The sequence below is a fragment of the Mesorhizobium sp. M0217 genome, from assembly GCF_040321955.1.
GTDB lineage: Bacteria > Pseudomonadota > Alphaproteobacteria > Rhizobiales > Rhizobiaceae > Mesorhizobium.
The window spans coordinates 94,907-112,112 of sequence record NZ_JAMYSN010000012.1 but is presented as its reverse complement, the minus strand read 5'-3'; the positions used below and the strand labels follow the sequence as shown (position 1 = coordinate 112,112).

Sequence of the window (17,206 nt, the reverse complement as noted above, 5' to 3'; positions counted from 1 at the left end):
CCTAACCGAGCCGCTCCACATAGACCTTGATGCGGCCGCCGCAGGATAGGCCGACCTGCCAGGCGGTTTCGTCGGCAACGCCGAATTCCAGCATCTTGGCTTTCCCCGAGTCGATGACGTCGATCGCCTCGCTCACCACCGCGCCCTCGACGCAACCGCCCGAGACCGAGCCGTGGAAATTGCCTTCGGCGTCGATGATCAGATGGCTACCGACCGGCCTCGGCGCCGAACCCCAGGTCTCGACCACAGTGGCGATGGCGACATCCTTGCCGTCCTTCATCCAGCCTTCCGCGATGATCAAGGGGTCGCGGGCCTCATCGAGATAGATGCTGTTGTCCATGATCGCTTGCCTCAAAGTCTGTTTTCTCTGGGAGCCTGTTTTCGGAATCCAATATGGCTATGCGGCGCGCCTGACACCAGCGTCCTGCCAGCGACGCGGATCGACCGAAGCGGCGGATTTCTTGTCCAGCGAGGCGCAGAGGTCGGCCAGCGCATCGAGATTGTGTACCGAGCGGAACTCGTCGACATGAGGCAGCATCGCCTTGACGCCGCGGGCGCGGGCCTCGAAACCGTCAAAGCGCAGCAACGGGTTGAGCCAGATCAGCCGCCGGCAGGATTTGTGCAGGCGATCCATCTCCTCCGACAGGCCGGAAACATCGTCGCGCTCCAAACCGTCGGTGATCAAAAGCACCACCGCGCCCTGCCCGAGCACGCGGCGTGACCAGTGCTTGTTGAACTCCGCCAGCGTATCGCCGATGCGGGTGCCGCCCGACCAGTCCTTCACCGCCGCCGAGCAGTCGGCAAGGGCGGCATCGGGGTCGCGATGGCGCATCTGCCGCGTGAGATTGGTCAGTCGCGTGCCGAAGACGAAGGTGTGCACGCGCCGCCGTTTTTCGGTCAGCGCATGCAGAAAGTGCAGGAAGATGCGCGTGTACTGGCTCATCGAACCGGAGATATCGGCGAGAACCACCAGCGGCGGATGCACTTCGCGGGCTGAGCGGAATTTCGGCAGGATCAGTTCGCCGCCGGTGCGCGCGGCCGAGCGCATCATGGCGCGTGGATCGATACGGCGGCCATGCAGGTCTGCCTTGAAGCGTCGGGTACGGACCATGTCGAACGGCAGCCGCAGCCGGGCAATCGCCTTCTTGGCGTCTGCCATCTCGTCGGCATTCATCTGGGCAAAGTCCTTGCCGCGCAGCACTTCATTCCCGGAGAAGGTTAGCCGGGCGTCGACTTCGATCTCCGGGATTTCCCTGACCGGCCGATTCTTCTCGTGGCCTTCGAACATGGCCTGGCTGACGCGATTTTCTGCCGCGCGCGGCTTTTGCTTCTCCCTGGTGTCGGGCGCCACAGGCGAGAACATCGCCAGAAGTTTCTCGATCAGCTCGCGCGATTTCCAGAACAGCCGGAAGGCTTCGTCGAAAACAGGGTGATCCTCGTGCCGCGACACCAGCACGGCATGCAGCGTCCAGTAGAAATCGTCGCGCGAACCGATGCCGGCTGCCAGCACCGCCTCGATCCCATCCTTGACCGAAGCCGGCCCGACCCGCATGCCGGATTTGCGCAAGGTGCGGGCGAAATAGACGATGTTGTCGGCGATGCGCCCGTCTTCCGTCGCCTCTCTGGGGTCGGTCTCTTTGGGGTAAGCACCCGGCGCCTTCACTGCCCTACTCCGCAGCCGCCAGTTCGGCCTTGACCTCATCGAGGATGCGCCGGCCCTCGCCCGCGCCGATGCGGGCAATGTCGTCCTGGTATTTCAACAAAACGCCGATCGTGTCGGAGACGGTTTCGGGATCGAGCGCCACCTTGTCGAGTTCGGTCAGCGCGCCGGCCCAGTCGATGGTTTCGGCGACACCCGGCGCCTTGAACAGCTCGACCCGGCGCAGCTTCTGGATGAACGACACCACTTCCGCGGAAAGTCGGCTGTTGGCCTGCGGCACCTTGCGGCGCACGATCTCCAGCTCGCGCTCGGCATTGGGATAGTCGACCCAGTGATAGAGGCAGCGCCGCTTCAGCGCGTCGTGGATTTCGCGGGTGCGGTTGGTGGTGATGATGACGATCGGCGGCTCCTCCGCCTTGATGGTGCCGAGCTCAGGCACCGTCACCTGGAAGTCGGACAGGATTTCGAGCAGGAATGCTTCGAAAGCCTCGTCGGTGCGGTCGAGCTCATCGATCAGGAACACCGGGGCCGCACCCGCCATGCCGGTCAGCGCATCGAGCACCGGGCGGCGGATCAGGTATTTTTCGGAAAAGACATTGCGCTCCATGTCGGAGCGGTCGACCGAGCCTGCCGCCTCCTCCATGCGGATCTCTATCATCTGCGCGGCGTAATTCCACTCATAGACAGCGGACGAGACGTCGAGCCCTTCATAGCATTGCAGGCGGATCAGCCGGCGGCCGAGTGCCTGCGCCAGCACCTTGGCGATCTCGGTCTTGCCGACGCCGGCCTCCCCTTCAAGGAACAGCGGCCGCTGCATGCGCAGGGACAGGAACAGCACCGTTGCCAGCGAGCGGTCCGCGACGTAGTCCGCGCTGGTCAGGAGATCGAGCGTTTCGTCGATCGTCCGCGGCTCGGGGCGCGGTTTCAGCTCGGTCATTCTTTCTCCGTTGCCGCCTCTGCTCCGCTCTGCAGCACGTGGTAGTCGCGGGCGTGGTAGATCAGCGGCCGCAAATTATCGCCCATGCGCAGGCCTGTCACCTTGCCAAAAAGCACACGATGGGTGGCGAGATCCTTGGTGTCGATCAATTCGCAGTCGAAAACCGCAAGAGCGCCCTTCAGGGTAGGCGCGCCCGTCGATATGACATCCCACTCGCCAAGCGCGAAACGCTCATCGGCCGACAGCCCGGTCAGGCCTGAAAACGCCACCGATAGGGGCTGCTGGTGCGAAGCCAGCGTGTTCAGCGCAAACCGGCCGTTTTGCACGAACAGCTCGTTCTTGGCATTCTCGCGGTTGAGACAGACGAGAACCGTCGGCGGCGTGTCCGACACCGAACAGGCGGCAATCACCGTCGTGCCGCGTTTGCCGGCGGGCCCGTCGGTGGTAACCACATGGACGTGGCCGGCAAAATGCGCCATCGCGTCGCGATAGGCCTGAGGCCCTATGTCGTTCAACTTCAACACCGATGATTTTCCATAAGCGGGAATCCAAGCGTTATATATGGCGGCACACAATAGGCCACAAGCGAAGTGGTTGACGCCAATCCGCAAATTCCCGTGTTGCGCCTGGGGCGGGCAGCCTTTAGGTCTTGGCGGAAGAGACGCTGGAAGCATGCGACCGGCACGGAGGAATTCGTCGTCAGAATGCGACCCCCAACAGCTGTAATAGCGGCACTGCTCTGGCTGCTGCCGGCAAGCGCCGGCGCGCAGACTTTGCTTGTCGGCGTCGCCGCACCCCTGTCCGGTCCGTCGGCGATCCTGGGCAAGCAGATTGAGGCGGGTGCTGCCCTGGCAGCAGAAGCCAACGGCGCCGAGATCAGGACGGTCGACGATGCCTGCACAGCCGATGGCGGCGCCGCCGCCGCGAGGGAGTTCGCGGCGGCGAAGGTCAAGGTCGTCGTCGGCTTCCTCTGCACCGAGGCGATCCATGCGGCGCTGCCGATCCTCAAGGACGCTGACATACCGGTCATCACCGTTGGCGTGCGCACCGAAAGCCTGACCGATCGCCGCGCCAAAACCGGCTGGCCGGTCTATCGGCTGGGGCCGCGCGGCGATGACGAGCGCAATGCGGTGGCCGCCATCCTGACCCGGCTGTGGCAGAGCGAATTGTTCGCCATCGTCGATGACGGCACCATCTATGGCCGCGAAATCGCCGAGACGCTGCGCGCCGCAGCGGAGCAGGCAGCGCTGAAGCCGGTCTTCACAGACACGTTCCGGCCGCAGCTCGACAACCAGATCGGGCTGATCGGGCGGCTGAAGAAGGCGGGCGCCACGCATGTCTTTGCCGGTGGCGACGGCGACGACATCGCCATTATGGGCCGCGACGCCGGCCAGCTCGAGGCCGGCATTGTCTTTGCCGGCGGCGAGAATTTGCGCACGCCACCCGGCGATGTGCCTTACGCCGTCGGCACGCTGATGATCGCGCCGCCGGAATGGGCCGATGTCGCCGATCCCAAGGTGCTGGCGGCGTTTACGGCCAAAAACATCGCGCCGGATGGCTATGCCTTGCCGGCCTATGCGGCGGTGGAGATTGCCAAGGCGGCCTCGGCCGCGCCCGAGACCTCGGGCAAGGGGCTGGCCGACGCGCTAACCGGGAACGATTTCACCACCGCGATCGGCCCGCTGCGGTTCGACGACAAAGGCGATCTGAGCCAAAACCTCTATCGCGCCTTCCGCTTCGACGGGACGCGTTTCGTGCCGGCGGAGACGAACTGATGTTTCGCACCGGGCCGCGCAATCTGATCACCGATGTCGCCGGCCTGCGCGTCGGCAACGCGTCGGACGCCAGGCTGAAATCGGGCGTCACCACCGTATTGTGCGACGAACCGGCGGTCGGTGGCGTGCAGATCCTCGGCGGCGCGCCGGGCACGCGCGAGACCGACCTGCTCGAACCGCACAATTCCATCGAGGCGGTTCATGCCGTCGTGCTGTCGGGCGGCTCGGCCTTCGGCCTCGACGCCGCCTCCGGCGTTCAGGCAGCGCTGCGCGAAAAAGGCATTGGCGTCGATGTTGGCGGCTTTCGCGTGCCGATCGTGCCGGCGGCGATCCTGTTCGACCTGCGCAATGGCGGCGACAAGGATTGGGGCCGTTATCCTCCCTACCGCGACCTCGGCTACGAAGCCGCCCAGGCGGCAACAGTCGACTTTCCGCTCGGCACAATCGGCGCCGGCACCGGGGCGCTGAGTTCCGGGCTGAAGGGCGGCCTTGGCTCTGCCTCGACTGTGCTCGACAGCGGCGTCACCATCGGCGCACTCGCCGCCGCCAACCCGACCGGCTCGGTAACGATCGCGCGGACCCGCTATTTCTGGGCGGCGCCCTTCGAGATCGGCGATGAGTTCGGCGGGCTTGGCTATCCCTCGCCAATGCCGGACGATGCCAGGCGGATCCTGTTGAAATACCGCGACAAGCGTGTCGGTGGACAAGCCGAGGCCGGTGGCAACACCACCATCGCCGTCATCGCCACCGACGCCGTGCTGACCAAGGCGGCAGCCAAGCGGCTGGCCATTTCAGCGCATGACGGCTTCGTGCGCGCCATCTGGCCCGTGCACACGCCGGCTGACGGCGATCTGGTGTTCGCGCTGGCGACGGGGAAGAGCGGCATAGAACTCAGCGCCGACGATGCCGTCGATTTCTTTGCCGCCGCCGGCGCCACCATGGCGCGCGCCATCAGCCGCGGCATCCATGCCGCGACGCCGGCCGATGGCGATCTGTTTCCGGTGTGGTCGTCGCGCTGACTTTCAGTCAGGTCGGGTCGGACTCCTCTTCCTCGAAGCTGACCGCGACATCCGAATTCGCCGACAGCCACACTTTCTGGCCCTCGACCTCGGCAAGCAGGCTCAAGGGAATGTAGTGGTGATGCCCCTGATGGGCGCCCTCGCCGCTGTCGGCCTTGGTCAACTTGATCCGCTCGCCATCGACCCTGTCGACGGTGCCGATGTGAACGCCGTCGGCGCCGACCACTTCCATATGCTCGCGAATCTTGCTGGCCTCAGTCATGGGGTGTTCTCCTTTTGAAAACGATCGACGATAACAAACAGAGGCGAAATTGGATGCATCGCCTTTTGAATAGCACGATGTTTTGACTGTCTCGTGATAGGGAACGATCGAACCACGGCAGGCGGAGCGGAACCCCGATGCGAAATCTCGTCCTGATTGGCGTTTGCCTGCTGGTCCATCTGGCATCCGCCATGGCCGCCCGAGCGGGCGATGTCGCCGAGCTTGAAATCCTCGGCTTCAGCAAGGATGGCAGCGTCTTCGCCTTCGAGGAATATGGTGTGGCAGACGGTTCGGGCTTTCCCTATGCCAATCGCTACTACGTCAACACCGCCGACGACACGTTCCTGAAGGGCACGCCAATCCGGGTCCGGCTGGAGGATGAGACCGCCTCGCTCGAGACGGCCCGTCAGCAAGCCAGGCAGAAGGGCGAAGCCGTCGTTGTGCAGGCCGAACTCACCGCAAACCGCGGCATCACCGCCGGCTTCAACCCGGTGACCGAATTGTCGGCCGACCCGTTCCGCATGGTGGTGAACCCACGGCCGATCTTTTCGCCGGTCGACCCGCCGCTGGAATTCCGGCTGGACGAGATCGGCATGAATGACACCGAAAGCTGCCAGAGCCAGGGCGAGGTCAACGGTTTTCGCCTGCTGCGGATCGAGGCCAGGGATGGCGGCCGGACCCATCTGCTGCATGAGGATAAATCGATCCCGAAAAGCCGTGGCTGCCCGAACGGCTACAGGATCGGCGCGGTGCAGACGTTCTCGATGGACAGCATCAGCGCCTATGCGGTGCTGATCGCAGTGCGCCAATACGGCTTCGAAGGACCGGATTTTCGCTGGATCGCCGTGACCGGACGCCTGTGACATCGCTCGATCAATCCAGTTGGCGCAAGCGCGCCGGAAATCGCGTCAGCCGCGCCATACCATCGACGGGCGCGGCGCTTGTCGGCGCCTTGCTGTGGGCGATGGCCATGGGCGCCAGCGCGCTGACCGGCCTTTGGCTCGACAATTGGGAGACCCCGGAAAAGATCCGCTTCGTCGCCCTGCTGTTTGCGACCGGCGCGGCATTGGCCTTTCCCGTCGGGTTGTTCGCGGCGCGGCTGGTCTCGCCCGACCGGCACTGGGAGGTGGCTTTCGCCGCCGCCTTCGTCTGCCTGCTTGCCACGACGCTCGCCTTCACCGGCGGGTTGTTTGCGCTGCAATACCGCTCCTATTATGCCGAATGGCACGCGGAGGCCTTCACCGCCCGGTGGGCGTTCGAACTGGTCTTCACCTCGCTGACGGCGCTCTACCAGTTCGTGGTGCTGGGTATCAGGCTCTATTTTCCGCTCGGATTCATCGCGCTTGCCGCCGCCAGCGCGTGGTTTGCACGCCAGCAGCGTTGAGCATTCGGTCCGCCTCTGATAGGAGGCGCACTTAACCACCGACATATCAGGACTGACGGATGATCCCTCGCTATTCCCGGCCGGAAATGGTCGCCATCTGGTCGCCGGAAACCCGCTTCCGCATCTGGTTCGAAATCGAGGCCCATGCCTGCGATGCGCTGGCTGAGCTCGGCGTCATCCCCAGGGAAGCCGCCAAGACCATCTGGGAAAAGGGCAATGCGGCAAAATTTGACGTCGGCAAGATCGACGAGATCGAGGCCGTGACCAAGCACGACGTCATCGCCTTCCTCACCCATCTCGCCGAATTCGTCGGGCCGGATGCGCGTTTCATCCACCAGGGCATGACCTCGTCGGATGTTCTCGACACCTGCCTTGCGGTGCAACTCGGCCGCGCCAGCGATATCCTGCTGGCCGACCTCGACGGCCTGCTCGCCGCGCTGAAGCGCCGGGCCTTCGAGCACAAGGACACCGTCACAATCGGCCGCAGCCACGGCATTCATGCCGAGCCGACCACGTTCGGCGTCAAGCTGGCGCAGGCCTATGCCGAGTTCTCACGCTGCCGCGAGCGGCTGGTGCACGCGCGAGAGGATATTGCCACCTGCGCTATCTCGGGCGCGATCGGCACCTTCGCCAACATCGATCCCTATGTCGAAGAGCATGTGGCGAAAAAGCTTGGGCTGAAGCCGGAGCCGGTGTCGACGCAGGTCATCCCTCGCGACCGCCATGCCATGTTCTTTGCCACGCTCGGCGTCATCGCCTCGTCGGTCGAGCGGCTGGCGACCGAGATCCGCCATCTGCAGCGCACCGAGGTGCTGGAAGCGGAAGAGTATTTTTCGCCGGGCCAGAAGGGCTCGTCGGCAATGCCGCACAAGCGCAACCCGGTGCTGACCGAAAACCTCACCGGCCTTGCCCGCATGGTGCGCTCCATGGCGCTGCCGGCGATGGAGAATGTGGCGCTCTGGCACGAGCGCGACATTTCGCATTCCTCGGTCGAGCGCATGATCGGCCCGGACGCCACGATAACACTCGATTTCGCGCTGTCGCGGTTGACCGGCGTCATCGACAAATTGCTGGTCTATCCCGACAACATGCTGAAGAACATGAACAAGTTCCGTGGCCTTGTGCATTCGCAGCGCGTGCTTTTGGCGCTGACGCAAGCCGGCGTCAGCCGCGAGGACGCCTACCGCCTGGTGCAGCGCAACGCCATGAAGGTATGGGAACATGGCGCTGACTTCCTTGAGGAATTGTTGGCCGACAAGGAAGTCACCGCAGCGCTGCCCGAAGCCGAGATCCGCGAGAAATTCGACCTGGGCTATCACACCAAGCATGTCGATACGATCTTCAAGCGGGTTTTCGGATAGGATCTTCCATGCGGCTGGCTGTCCTTTCCGACATCCATGGGAATCTGTGCGCGCTTGAGGCGGTTCATGCGCAGATCAAAGACGCTTCTCCCGACATAATCGTCAATCTGGGCGATTGTCTTTCCGGGCCGCTATGGCCTGAAGAAACCGCGCAATATCTGATGGCGCAGAATTGGCCGACCGTGTGCGGCAATCACGACCGTGTGCTGATCGAGCCGCCTGCTTCCGGGTTGGAAGACGTCGATGCTTTCACCCACCAACGCCTCTCTGAGACATCCCTGACCTGGCTCTCGGCCTTGCCGGTCACCCTGTCGCCTGCCCCGGACATCCTGCTTTGCCATGGCAGCCCCAGTGACGACGACGTGTTCCTGCTCGAGGAAGGCGGAGGCAGCCACTTCCACCCCTCCAATGAAAAGCAGATCAGGCACAAGCTGGGCAGCGCCGGCGCCGGGCTGACCTTGTGCGGCCATACACATACGCCGCGCGTTGTGCGCTTGTCGGACAACCGGACAATCCTCAATCCGGGCAGCGTCGGCGTCCAGGCATTCCCCGGCCTGACCGTGACCGGCAGTCCGCATGCCCGCTACGCCCTCGCTACGCGCAAGGACGGACAATGGTCGTTCAGCCATCACGTTGTCAATTATGACTGGACCGAGGCGTCCACCCGCGCGACAGCCACCGGCTTCGACAGCTGGGCGCATGGGCTGCTGACGGGCTACGCCGCCAATTCCTTGTAAGACCGAGCAGACGCTCAGCCTGGGGCGCCTGGCAAGGTGCGGATCACCGTGCCCCACGGATCTTCCCGTGTGATGTCAGCGGTTGTCTTGTCCGAGCGCATCTCGACCCAGGCCAGCCCTGAGCGGGACGGATCGCGGCGCCCGGCGCCGGCGCTGTGCCACGAATTGCCACCGATATGATGGTGGTAGCCTCCCGACGACAGGAACACCGCCTGCCCCCCATGCTTAGCGACCGTGTCGAAGCCAAATTCGTCGTGCCACCAGGCCTCGGCATCTTCCGGCCGGCCGACGCGCAGATGGACATGGCCGATAATGCTGTTTTGCGGCGCGCCCTGCCAGCCGGCGTCACCGGCCGGCACGCTGCCAACCACGGCGGCCAGATTCAGCCGCTCGGTCGCCATGGCGATCTTGTCGCCGTTCCACTTCCACTCCTGCGGCAGACGGTCCCTATAGATTTCAATGCCGTTGCCTTCGGGGTCGGTCAGGTACAAAGCCTCGCTGACCAGATGGTCGGAGGCGCCCTCGATGCGGATCTTGTTGGCGGCGGCATGGTTTATCCAACGGCCGAGATCGGCGCGGCTGGGCAGAAGGAAAGCGGTGTGGAAAAGGCCGGCGCTACGCGGATCGTCGGGCTTGGCCGCTGCGTCAGGCTCGATGACCAGCAGCGGGCGCTCGGCAGCGCCCAGCGTGATGGCGCCATCGGCGCGGCTCAATTCCTGCAGGCCGACAACAGCCCGGTAGTAATCGGCAAGTCCTTCGGCGTCGCGCGCCTTCAGGCCCACGCGTGACACGCTGACGGGGGTCGTCGCGGCAAAAGGCAGTTCGCTCATAAAACTCTCCGTTCAGCGCATTATCCCAGGCCGCGCCACCAGTCTATTCTGTTGTCCATCTCTTCATGCCTCAAATCGTCGATCCTGATCGTTCACACAAGATGGAAAGAATCGAACAGGTTGTTCACGATTGTGATGCACCGCATGCGTCAGCGCGGGTTGCACGAGACACGGCCGCTCGCTATCTCAGCGCCATGAAAGTCAAAGACGCAGATATTCTGATCGTGCCGGGCTACACCAATTCCGGCCCCGAACACTGGCAGACACGCTGGCAGTCGAAACTGTCGACGGCGCGCCGGGTCGAGCAGGCGGAGTGGTCGAAGCCGGTGCGCGAGGACTGGACGGCGAGCGTGGCGAACGCTGTCAACGAGGCCGAGCGGCCGGTGGTGATCGTTGCCCATTCCCTGGGCGTGGCGGCCGCGGTGCAGGCCATTCCGCAGTTCAGGAAGCCGGTCGCCGGTGCGTTCTTTGTCGCGCCGCCCGACGTCGCCAACCCGGAGATAAGGCCGCGTCACCTGATGACCTTTGGCCCCTATGCACGCGAACCGCTGCCCTTCCCGTCCATCGTCATCGCCAGCCGCAACGATCCGTTCTGCGCCTTCGAGGTTGCCGAGGACATTGCCGGCGCCTGGGGTTCGCTGTTCATCGATGCCGGCGAAACCGGTCACCTCAATGAGGATGCCGGCTTCGGCCCTTGGCCGGAAGGGTCGATGACCTTCGCCAAGTTCCTGACCGACCTCAAGGCCTGACCGGGCAAGGCACAACGCCTCAGCCCTTTATCGAATCGTTCATGCTTTTGATGAGTGTCTTTGCGCCGAGCGAAATCAGCGCATGGTCCGAGCCCATCGCCAGCAGCCGGTAGCCCATCGCCACGACGCGGCCGGCAATCGCCGGCTCAACGACGTAGATCGCCGCATGCTTGCCCGCCTTGCGCGTCCGCTCGGCGATGGAGGCGACGGTTTCCATCATGCTTTCCAGCGTCGAATTGACGGTGGCGCCATTCGACCAGGCGATGGAGAAATCCGATGGGCCGAGAAAGATGCCGTCAATGCCCGGCGCGTCGAGGATGCCGTCCAGCGCATCGAGTGCGGCGCGCGTTTCGACCATGGCAAAGGCCATGGTGCGTTGATTGGTGTCGCGCAGCCATTCGGCGTGGTCGCCTTTGCCATGGCGCGGAAAAGCATAGGTCGGGCCCCAGGAGCGCTCGCCCATCGGCGGATATTTCATCGCCGCGGCAAAGAGTTTTGCATCGGCCACCGAATTCACCATCGGTGCAATCACCGCCTCGGCACCGAAATCGAGGGCGCGGCTGGCCATGTCGAAGCGGCCGACCGGAATGCGCACCAGCGCCGGCTTGTTGGCGGCCAGCACCGGCACCAGGCCGCGCAAGACCGAGTCTTCGTGGTGTCCGCCATGCTGCATGTCGAGCGTGACGGCGTCAAAACCCTGCTTGGCGATGATTTCGACCGTCAAAGCGTCCGGAACGCCGGACCAGGCGGTGAACAGCGTTTCATCCGCCGCCAGGCGTGACTTCAGGGACATGGGTGCTTTCCTCGTTGGGTAGAGCCTTGTAACAGGCCTACGCACAGTTTCAGCCGGAAAAGGCTGAAAAGGCAAAGAAAAACCGCCCGGCTGGACCGGGCGGTCGATTGGTCCAGCGCTACTCGCTCTAGGTGTTCTTGATCTGCTCGATCGCCTGCGCCATCAGTTCGTCCATGGTGCGGCGGATCTGGTGATCCGACTGGTCGACGCCGGCGGCGTCGAAATCCTTGCGGATCTTGCGGAATACGTCGTGATCGCCAGCTTCCTCGATGTCGGAAACCACAACTTCCTTGGCATAGGCGTCGGCGTCAGTGCCGGACTTGCCCAGCTTTTCGGCTGCCCACAGGCCAAGCGCCTTGTTGCGGCGTGCCGAAGCCTTGAAGCGAAGTTCTTCGTCGAAGGCGAATTTGCGCTCAAAACCCTCTTCGCGGTCTTTCATGCTGCTCATGGCTTCCCTCCGATGAAATCGATTCGCGTTGGTGATGGATATGTGTGCTGCCGCAGCACAAACCAAAAGGGCGCGGGCCGGTCAATATGCTACATCGCTTGCTGCGCTGCGGCATTTCATTCCTGAAAGCGGTCGATGGAAAGGATTTGCCGATTGAGCAAACGCTGTGATTGGGATAGACCCGGCATTGAACCCCACCCGTCGCCGCACCAATTTAGGCAGACGGACAGGAACTGGTCGCTTGCCGCCTGCCCGCAAATCCAGAGAAAAATCAGATGAAAAATCGCCGCCGCATTTATGAAGGCAAGGCCAAGATCCTCTATGAGGGACCGGAACCGGGCACACTTATCCAGTTCTTCAAGGATGATGCGACCGCATTCAACAAGAAGAAACATGAGGTCATCGACGGCAAGGGTGTGCTCAACAACCGCATTTCCGAGTACATCTTCAACCATCTGAACCGCATGGGCATTCCGACCCACTTCATCCGCCGGCTCAACATGCGCGAGCAGTTGATCAAGGAAGTCGAGATCATTCCGCTCGAAGTGGTGGTGCGCAATGTCGCCGCCGGCTCGCTGTCCAAGCGCCTCGGCATCGAGGAAGGCACCGTTCTGCCGCGCTCGATCATCGAATTCTATTATAAGGCCGATGCGCTCGACGATCCGATGGTGTCGGAAGAGCACATCACCGCTTTCGGCTGGGCAAGCCCGCAGGAGATCGACGACGTCATGGCGCTGGCCATCCGCGTCAACGACTTCCTCTCCGGCCTGTTCATGGGTGTCGGCATCCAACTCGTGGATTTCAAGATCGAATGCGGCCGCCTGTTCGAGGGCGACATGATGCGCATCGTCGTTGCCGACGAGATCTCGCCGGATTCGTGCCGGCTGTGGGACGTGGCAACGCAGGACAAGCTCGACAAGGACCGTTTCCGCCGCGATATGGGCGGCCTCGTCGAAGCCTATCAGGAAGTTGCCCGCCGCCTTGGCATCATGAACGAGAACGAGCCGCCGCGCCCGACCGGCCCGGTGCTCGTCGCCTCGACCGATGGCCTCAAAGGCAAGCCGCACTAAGTCTTCATTTCTTGACGCAATTCCGGACGGAAAACCGCTTCACACTTTTCCTGGAATTGCTAAGTCTTCGAACAGGAACCTGTCCAGCATGATCAAGGCCCGCATCACCGTCACCCTCAAGAACGGCGTGCTCGACCCGCAGGGAAAAGCCATAGAGCACGCTCTGTCCGGACTGGGGTTCGGCGGCGTCGGCCAGGTGCGGCAGGGCAAGGTCTTCGACCTCGAGCTCTCAGAGACCGACAAGGCCAAGGCTGAAGCCGATCTGAAAGCCATGTGCGACAAGCTGCTGGCGAATACGGTGATCGAGAATTACGCGGTGGAGATCGCTTGATATGAAATCAGCTGTCGTTCTTCTCCCCGGCCTCAACCGCGACCGCGACATGATTGCGGCGCTGACCAAGATTTCCGGGCAGGCGCCGGCGACCGTCTGGCAGACCGACACCGAAATCCCCGATGTCGACCTGATCGCCATTCCCGGCGGCTTCTCCTTCGGCGATTATCTGCGCTGCGGCGCGATTGCCGCGCGGATGCCGGTGATGCGGGCAGTCGCTGAAAAGGCCGCCAAGGGCGTCATGGTCATTGGCGTCTGCAACGGATTCCAGATTCTGGTCGAGGCCGGCCTGCTGCCCGGCGCGCTGATGCGCAATGCTTCGCTGAAATTCGTTTGCCGTGAGGTGAAGCTGCAGATCGCCAACGCCAACACCATGTTCACCCGCCGCTATCAGCCGGGCCAAATCATCCGCACGCCGGTTGCGCATCATGACGGCAATTATTTCGCCGATGCCGACACGCTTGCGCGCCTCGAGGGCGAAGGACAGGTTGTGTTCCGCTATGCCGAAGGCACCAATCCCAATGGCTCGATCAACGACATTGCCGGCATCATCAGCGAGAAGGGCAATGTGCTCGGCCTGATGCCGCATCCGGAAAACCTGATCGAGGCCGCGCATGGCGGAAGCGACGGCCGGGCGCTGTTCGAAGGCGCACTCGGCATCGCCGCCTGATATCTCTTCGAATTCCTTTCAAAACGCGAAGGCGGTTGACCATGAGACTGACGATTGTTCGCCTAGGTCCCCTGGCTGCTGCCGGCTTGGCGTTGGCGTCCTGCCAGTCCAGCCCGAAGAGCGCGCCGGTCCCCACGGGCAAGAGCGCTTCGCTGCTGGCCATGGAACAGGTAGCGATATCGGCCCACAAATGCTGGATCGCCAGCAAGGATCCCGCCTTCAAATCCTATCAGATGGCCAATGAGCTGAATTCGTTCAGCGGCACGCCCCGCTTCCTGCTGGTGCCGGCCAAGCATTATGGCGGCAAGCCGCTGCTGGTCGTCCAGGCGCAAGGCAATTCCAGCCGCGTCGACGTGTTCGGTCCGCTGATGGACGATCCGCTCGGCGCGCGCATCGGATCCGACATTGCGCGCTGGCAAACGGGCAACCCCTCCTGCAACGCGGCCGCCTGACGCCATGGGCCGCTTCCTGCAGTTTGCGGGATTGATCATCGGTCTGGCCGGGCTTGTCCTGCAAGCGTGCATCACCATCCCGGCATCGATGGAAACCGGCCGCAGTTTTCTCGGCTCCATCGTCTTTCTGTTCAGCTTCTTCACCATCCTGACCAACATCGGTGCAGTGCTGGTCCATGTCTCGCTGCTGTCGCCTTCGGGCTACGCCTGGCTGCCGGCCTTTGCCGGGCCGCGGATGCGGGCGGGCGTGGCGGCTTCCATCGCCCTGGTCTTCATCGTCTACGCGACAGTTCTGGCGCAGCTCTGGCAGCCGCAGCGGCTGTTCCTGCTCTGTGACGTGCTGCTGCACTATGTGACGCCGGTGCTGTTCGTGCTGTGGTGGCTTGTTGCAGGCGCTGACGGCAGGACACGCTGGAGCGACATTTCGTGGTGGATGGCCTTTCCGATCCCCTATCTCGCCTATGCGCTGGCGCGCGCACCGATCGCAGGCGAAGTGCCCTACCCGTTCCTCGACGTTGCGAAAAACGGCGCGGCCAGCGTCGCCCTTGCGGCGCTGGCCGTCACCGGTGTTTTCCTGGTGCTGTGCATCCTCGCCGTGCTTGCCGATAGGGGCGTCTCACGCCTCAGGGCTCCGCGCACCCGTCGTTGACGAACCGGCTCCGGGTCAGTCCCAGAGCCGTCGGATCCCTTCACGGTAGGCGTCGCCACGCGAAACACCGATATCCCTGAGCTGCTCGTCGGTCATTTCCAGCAAGGCCAGGCGGCCGCGACGGCGCTCGATCAACGCTTCGATCCATCGCGCCAGCGATCTGACCACATGCACGATCCGGCCGACAAAGCCTCGCCGGCTGGACGGCCCGACCAATTCAATGCCCGCGCAGCGGATTGTCTCGATTGTATCCATTGTTTTTCTGCCAACCTTGCAAATTGTACCCATCTTGGTACGGTTCTGATATGCATTGACACCCGATCTGGTGCAATATACAGAATTGTCACCATGACAAATTGGCTCCCTGACCTCACCATCGGTTCCGGCCCGCTTTACCAGCGCCTTGCCGACAGCATCGAGTCGGACATCGACAAGGGCGTTATCGATGCCGGGGCAAAATTGCCGCCGCAGCGCGATCTCGCCTATGACATCGGCACGACGGTCGGCACGATCGGCCGGGCCTATCAGCTGCTGCGCGAACGCGGGCTGGTGAGCGGCGAAGTCGGACGCGGGACCTATGTGCTGGCGCAGCAATCGGAAGCGGCGTCACCCGAATTCGCCGAGCCGGCCGTGCAAGGCACGCGCTATGTCGATGCACCGCCCGGCAAGCTGCGTTTCGACAGCACTGCCGCGCCCGACATCGGCCAGGGCGCCATTGTCGCTGACATGCTCTCGCGCACGGTGCAGGATCACCCGCACGAGATTTCGAGCTACACCAGGGATTTTCCGGAGCGCTGGTTCGAGGCCGGCGCCCGCTGGCTGTCGCGCAATTCGTTCCGTCCGGCGGCCGACACCATCGTTCCCACGCTTGGCACACATGCCGCGGTGATGGCGGCGATTGCGGCACTGACCACACCGGGCGACTATGTCGCCTTCGAGCACCTCACCTATTCGCAGATCGCCCGCAGCGCCGGGCTGATCGGGCGGCGCATAGCACTGGTGGCATCGGACGAAGAAGGCCTCGATCCCGAGGATTTCGAACGCGTCTGCGCGCAAAAGCACCCGAAGATGATCTTCCTGATGCCGACGGTGCAGAACCCGACGCTGGCGATCCTGTCGGTTTCGCGCCGCGAGGCGATCGCTCGTGTCGCGCGCGCGTACAATGTCATCGTCATCGAGGACGATCTCTATGGCGGCCTGACCGAAGATCCGACGCCGCTCATCGCCGAATATGCACCCGAGCGCACCATTGTCGCCGGCGGTCTGTCGAAATCGGTCGCGGCAGGTGTTCGCGGCGGCTGGCTCTCCTGCCCGCCCGCCTATCGCCATCGCATCCGCGTCGCCCACAAGATGATGACCGGCGGGATGCCGTTCCTGCTGGCGGAGGTGAATGCGCGGCTGGTGCTGTCTGGGCAGGCTGGCGATATCCGCAAACGCAGCATTGCCGAAATTGCCGCCCGCATCGCCATCGTGCGCGAGACACTGGCGGGTTTCGCCTTCAAGTCACACGGCAGCGTGCCCTTCGTCTGGCTGACGCTGCCCGATCCCTGGCTGTCCGGCACGTTCAGGAGCGCATGCCTCGAAAATGGCGTGCTCCTCGACGACGAGGACGAGTTCAAGGCGGGGCGTTCCGAGCAGGTTTTTCACGGCGTGCGTTTCGGCGTCTCGCAGCCAAGGCGGCGCGAGGACATCACCGGCGGCGTCGCGGTGATCCGGCGGCTGCTGGAGGAAGGCCGCGCCGGCTACGACAGTTCGTCCTGAATCGTTGGCGCCAAACCGTGCCCCTGCGTACCGATCTCAGGTTCAGCCTTCTGCCTTGAAGTTTTTGGCTTCCTTCGCGCCCTTGTCCTTGCCGTGCTTCTCGGCCAGGTCCTTGGCCTGCTTGGGCGAAACGTCGGTGGTCTCGGCAATATGCATGGCCTCCTTGTCGGAGAGGCGATTGTCTTTCTTGCCTTGCTTGGTGGCCATGTCGAAATCTCCTGATTGGTTTGAGGCCTAACGGCCGGGATGCCATAGCGTTCCCCAGCGGCTCCCCGCTACCATCGTCGCCCTGTGGTTTTCCGGCGTTTTTCGTCATCC

The 17,206-nt window shown here is 63.3% G+C and carries 23 protein-coding genes; 13 read left to right on the top strand and 10 right to left on the bottom strand.

Features of this window, described 5'->3' with window-relative positions; translation table 11 throughout:
- Position 1: 1 nt before the first annotated feature.
- Genes NKJ18_RS19810 through NKJ18_RS19795 form a run of 4 tightly spaced genes read right to left on the bottom strand, consistent with a single transcriptional unit; the run spans position 2 to position 3,121 of the window.
- Positions 2 to 340, bottom strand: coding sequence for an XdhC family protein (locus NKJ18_RS19810; RefSeq protein ID WP_023690176.1), 339 nt, complete (start codon positions 338 to 340; stop codon positions 2 to 4).
- Positions 341 to 397: 57 nt separating this feature from the next.
- Positions 398 to 1,663: a vWA domain-containing protein gene (locus tag NKJ18_RS19805; RefSeq protein WP_023690177.1), complete on the bottom strand. Its 1,266-nt coding sequence runs from the start codon at positions 1,661 to 1,663 to the stop codon at positions 398 to 400.
- 4 nt (positions 1,664 to 1,667) lie between these two features.
- The gene (locus tag NKJ18_RS19800) at positions 1,668 to 2,597 is read right to left on the bottom strand and encodes an AAA family ATPase (RefSeq protein WP_023690178.1); all 930 of its coding nucleotides are present in this window, start codon (positions 2,595 to 2,597) and stop codon (positions 1,668 to 1,670) included.
- Positions 2,594 to 3,121 (bottom strand): flavin reductase, encoded by a 528-nt coding sequence (locus NKJ18_RS19795; RefSeq protein ID WP_023690179.1) that lies wholly within the window; start codon positions 3,119 to 3,121, stop codon positions 2,594 to 2,596. Before NKJ18_RS19795 ends, NKJ18_RS19800 begins: the two co-directional genes overlap by 4 nt.
- A 180-nt stretch (positions 3,122 to 3,301) precedes the next feature.
- Between NKJ18_RS19795 and NKJ18_RS19790 the strand changes: the two genes are divergently transcribed.
- Both NKJ18_RS19790 and NKJ18_RS19785 read left to right on the top strand, forming a co-directional pair.
- On the top strand, positions 3,302 to 4,372 hold the full coding sequence (locus NKJ18_RS19790; RefSeq protein ID WP_023690180.1) for a branched-chain amino acid ABC transporter substrate-binding protein: 1,071 nt from the start codon (positions 3,302 to 3,304) through the stop codon (positions 4,370 to 4,372).
- Positions 4,372 to 5,391, top strand: coding sequence for a P1 family peptidase (locus NKJ18_RS19785; protein WP_023694138.1), 1,020 nt, complete (start codon positions 4,372 to 4,374; stop codon positions 5,389 to 5,391). The genes NKJ18_RS19790 and NKJ18_RS19785 overlap by 1 nt, the downstream gene beginning before the upstream one ends.
- A gap of 7 nt (positions 5,392 to 5,398) precedes the next feature.
- Here NKJ18_RS19785 and NKJ18_RS19780 read toward each other — a convergent pair whose 3' ends face one another.
- Positions 5,399 to 5,653, bottom strand: a complete 255-nt coding sequence (locus NKJ18_RS19780) for a DUF2171 domain-containing protein (protein WP_023669083.1) — start codon at positions 5,651 to 5,653, stop codon at positions 5,399 to 5,401.
- Between the two features lie 137 nt (positions 5,654 to 5,790).
- On the opposite strand from NKJ18_RS19780, the gene NKJ18_RS19775 reads away from it, so the two are divergent.
- Genes NKJ18_RS19775 through NKJ18_RS19760 form a run of 4 tightly spaced genes read left to right on the top strand, consistent with a single transcriptional unit; the run spans position 5,791 to position 9,135 of the window.
- Positions 5,791 to 6,516: a DUF2259 domain-containing protein gene (locus NKJ18_RS19775; protein ID WP_352759311.1), complete on the top strand. Its 726-nt coding sequence runs from the start codon at positions 5,791 to 5,793 to the stop codon at positions 6,514 to 6,516.
- Between the two features lie 56 nt (positions 6,517 to 6,572).
- Complete coding sequence (locus NKJ18_RS19770; RefSeq protein WP_352759359.1) at positions 6,573 to 7,037, top strand: hypothetical protein; 465 nt, start codon at positions 6,573 to 6,575, stop codon at positions 7,035 to 7,037.
- A 59-nt stretch (positions 7,038 to 7,096) separates the two neighbouring features.
- Positions 7,097 to 8,398, top strand: coding sequence for an adenylosuccinate lyase (gene purB / locus NKJ18_RS19765; RefSeq protein ID WP_023734535.1), 1,302 nt, complete (start codon positions 7,097 to 7,099; stop codon positions 8,396 to 8,398).
- An 8-nt stretch (positions 8,399 to 8,406) separates the two neighbouring features.
- Complete coding sequence (locus tag NKJ18_RS19760) at positions 8,407 to 9,135, top strand: metallophosphoesterase family protein (RefSeq protein ID WP_352759309.1); 729 nt, start codon at positions 8,407 to 8,409, stop codon at positions 9,133 to 9,135.
- Between the two features lie 14 nt (positions 9,136 to 9,149).
- On the opposite strand, the gene NKJ18_RS19755 is transcribed toward NKJ18_RS19760, so the two are convergent.
- Complete coding sequence (locus tag NKJ18_RS19755; protein ID WP_352759307.1) at positions 9,150 to 9,965, bottom strand: VOC family protein; 816 nt, start codon at positions 9,963 to 9,965, stop codon at positions 9,150 to 9,152.
- Positions 9,966 to 10,159: 194 nt separating this feature from the next.
- On the opposite strand from NKJ18_RS19755, the gene NKJ18_RS19750 reads away from it, so the two are divergent.
- A complete protein-coding gene (locus tag NKJ18_RS19750; protein ID WP_023669089.1) occupies positions 10,160 to 10,714 on the top strand; it encodes an RBBP9/YdeN family alpha/beta hydrolase in 555 nt (184 codons plus the stop codon).
- A gap of 19 nt (positions 10,715 to 10,733) precedes the next feature.
- Here NKJ18_RS19750 and NKJ18_RS19745 read toward each other — a convergent pair whose 3' ends face one another.
- Both NKJ18_RS19745 and NKJ18_RS19740 read right to left on the bottom strand, forming a co-directional pair.
- Positions 10,734 to 11,507 (bottom strand): HpcH/HpaI aldolase family protein, encoded by a 774-nt coding sequence (locus NKJ18_RS19745; RefSeq protein ID WP_352759305.1) that lies wholly within the window; start codon positions 11,505 to 11,507, stop codon positions 10,734 to 10,736.
- A 127-nt stretch (positions 11,508 to 11,634) separates the two neighbouring features.
- Positions 11,635 to 11,955 (bottom strand): DUF1476 domain-containing protein, encoded by a 321-nt coding sequence (locus NKJ18_RS19740; RefSeq protein ID WP_023669091.1) that lies wholly within the window; start codon positions 11,953 to 11,955, stop codon positions 11,635 to 11,637.
- Between the two features lie 275 nt (positions 11,956 to 12,230).
- Between NKJ18_RS19740 and purC the strand changes: the two genes are divergently transcribed.
- The 5 genes from purC to NKJ18_RS19715 all read left to right on the top strand — a co-directional run bounded on the left by purC (position 12,231) and on the right by NKJ18_RS19715 (position 15,127).
- Positions 12,231 to 13,025, top strand: a complete 795-nt coding sequence (gene purC, locus NKJ18_RS19735) for a phosphoribosylaminoimidazolesuccinocarboxamide synthase (RefSeq protein ID WP_013532127.1) — start codon at positions 12,231 to 12,233, stop codon at positions 13,023 to 13,025.
- 88 nt (positions 13,026 to 13,113) lie between these two features.
- Complete coding sequence (gene purS, locus NKJ18_RS19730; protein WP_023669092.1) at positions 13,114 to 13,356, top strand: phosphoribosylformylglycinamidine synthase subunit PurS; 243 nt, start codon at positions 13,114 to 13,116, stop codon at positions 13,354 to 13,356.
- 1 nt (position 13,357) lies between these two features.
- Positions 13,358 to 14,026, top strand: a complete 669-nt coding sequence (purQ, locus tag NKJ18_RS19725; RefSeq protein WP_023684888.1) for a phosphoribosylformylglycinamidine synthase subunit PurQ — start codon at positions 13,358 to 13,360, stop codon at positions 14,024 to 14,026.
- A 41-nt stretch (positions 14,027 to 14,067) separates the two neighbouring features.
- The gene (locus NKJ18_RS19720) at positions 14,068 to 14,478 is read left to right on the top strand and encodes a hypothetical protein (RefSeq protein ID WP_023669094.1); all 411 of its coding nucleotides are present in this window, start codon (positions 14,068 to 14,070) and stop codon (positions 14,476 to 14,478) included.
- 4 nt (positions 14,479 to 14,482) lie between these two features.
- A complete protein-coding gene (locus NKJ18_RS19715; RefSeq protein WP_352759358.1) occupies positions 14,483 to 15,127 on the top strand; it encodes a Pr6Pr family membrane protein in 645 nt (214 codons plus the stop codon).
- 15 nt (positions 15,128 to 15,142) lie between these two features.
- Here NKJ18_RS19715 and NKJ18_RS19710 read toward each other — a convergent pair whose 3' ends face one another.
- The gene (locus NKJ18_RS19710) at positions 15,143 to 15,382 is read right to left on the bottom strand and encodes a DUF1127 domain-containing protein (RefSeq protein WP_023706460.1); all 240 of its coding nucleotides are present in this window, start codon (positions 15,380 to 15,382) and stop codon (positions 15,143 to 15,145) included.
- Positions 15,383 to 15,475: 93 nt separating this feature from the next.
- Here NKJ18_RS19710 and NKJ18_RS19705 point away from each other — a divergent pair, with 93 nt between their 5' ends.
- Entirely contained in the window at positions 15,476 to 16,888 is a 1,413-nt protein-coding gene (locus NKJ18_RS19705; RefSeq protein WP_023684885.1) for an aminotransferase-like domain-containing protein, read from the top strand.
- Between the two features lie 42 nt (positions 16,889 to 16,930).
- Here the strand turns inward: NKJ18_RS19705 and NKJ18_RS19700 are convergent, their stop codons facing one another.
- Complete coding sequence (locus tag NKJ18_RS19700; protein ID WP_023669098.1) at positions 16,931 to 17,095, bottom strand: hypothetical protein; 165 nt, start codon at positions 17,093 to 17,095, stop codon at positions 16,931 to 16,933.
- Between the last annotated feature and the right edge of the window lie 111 nt (positions 17,096 to 17,206).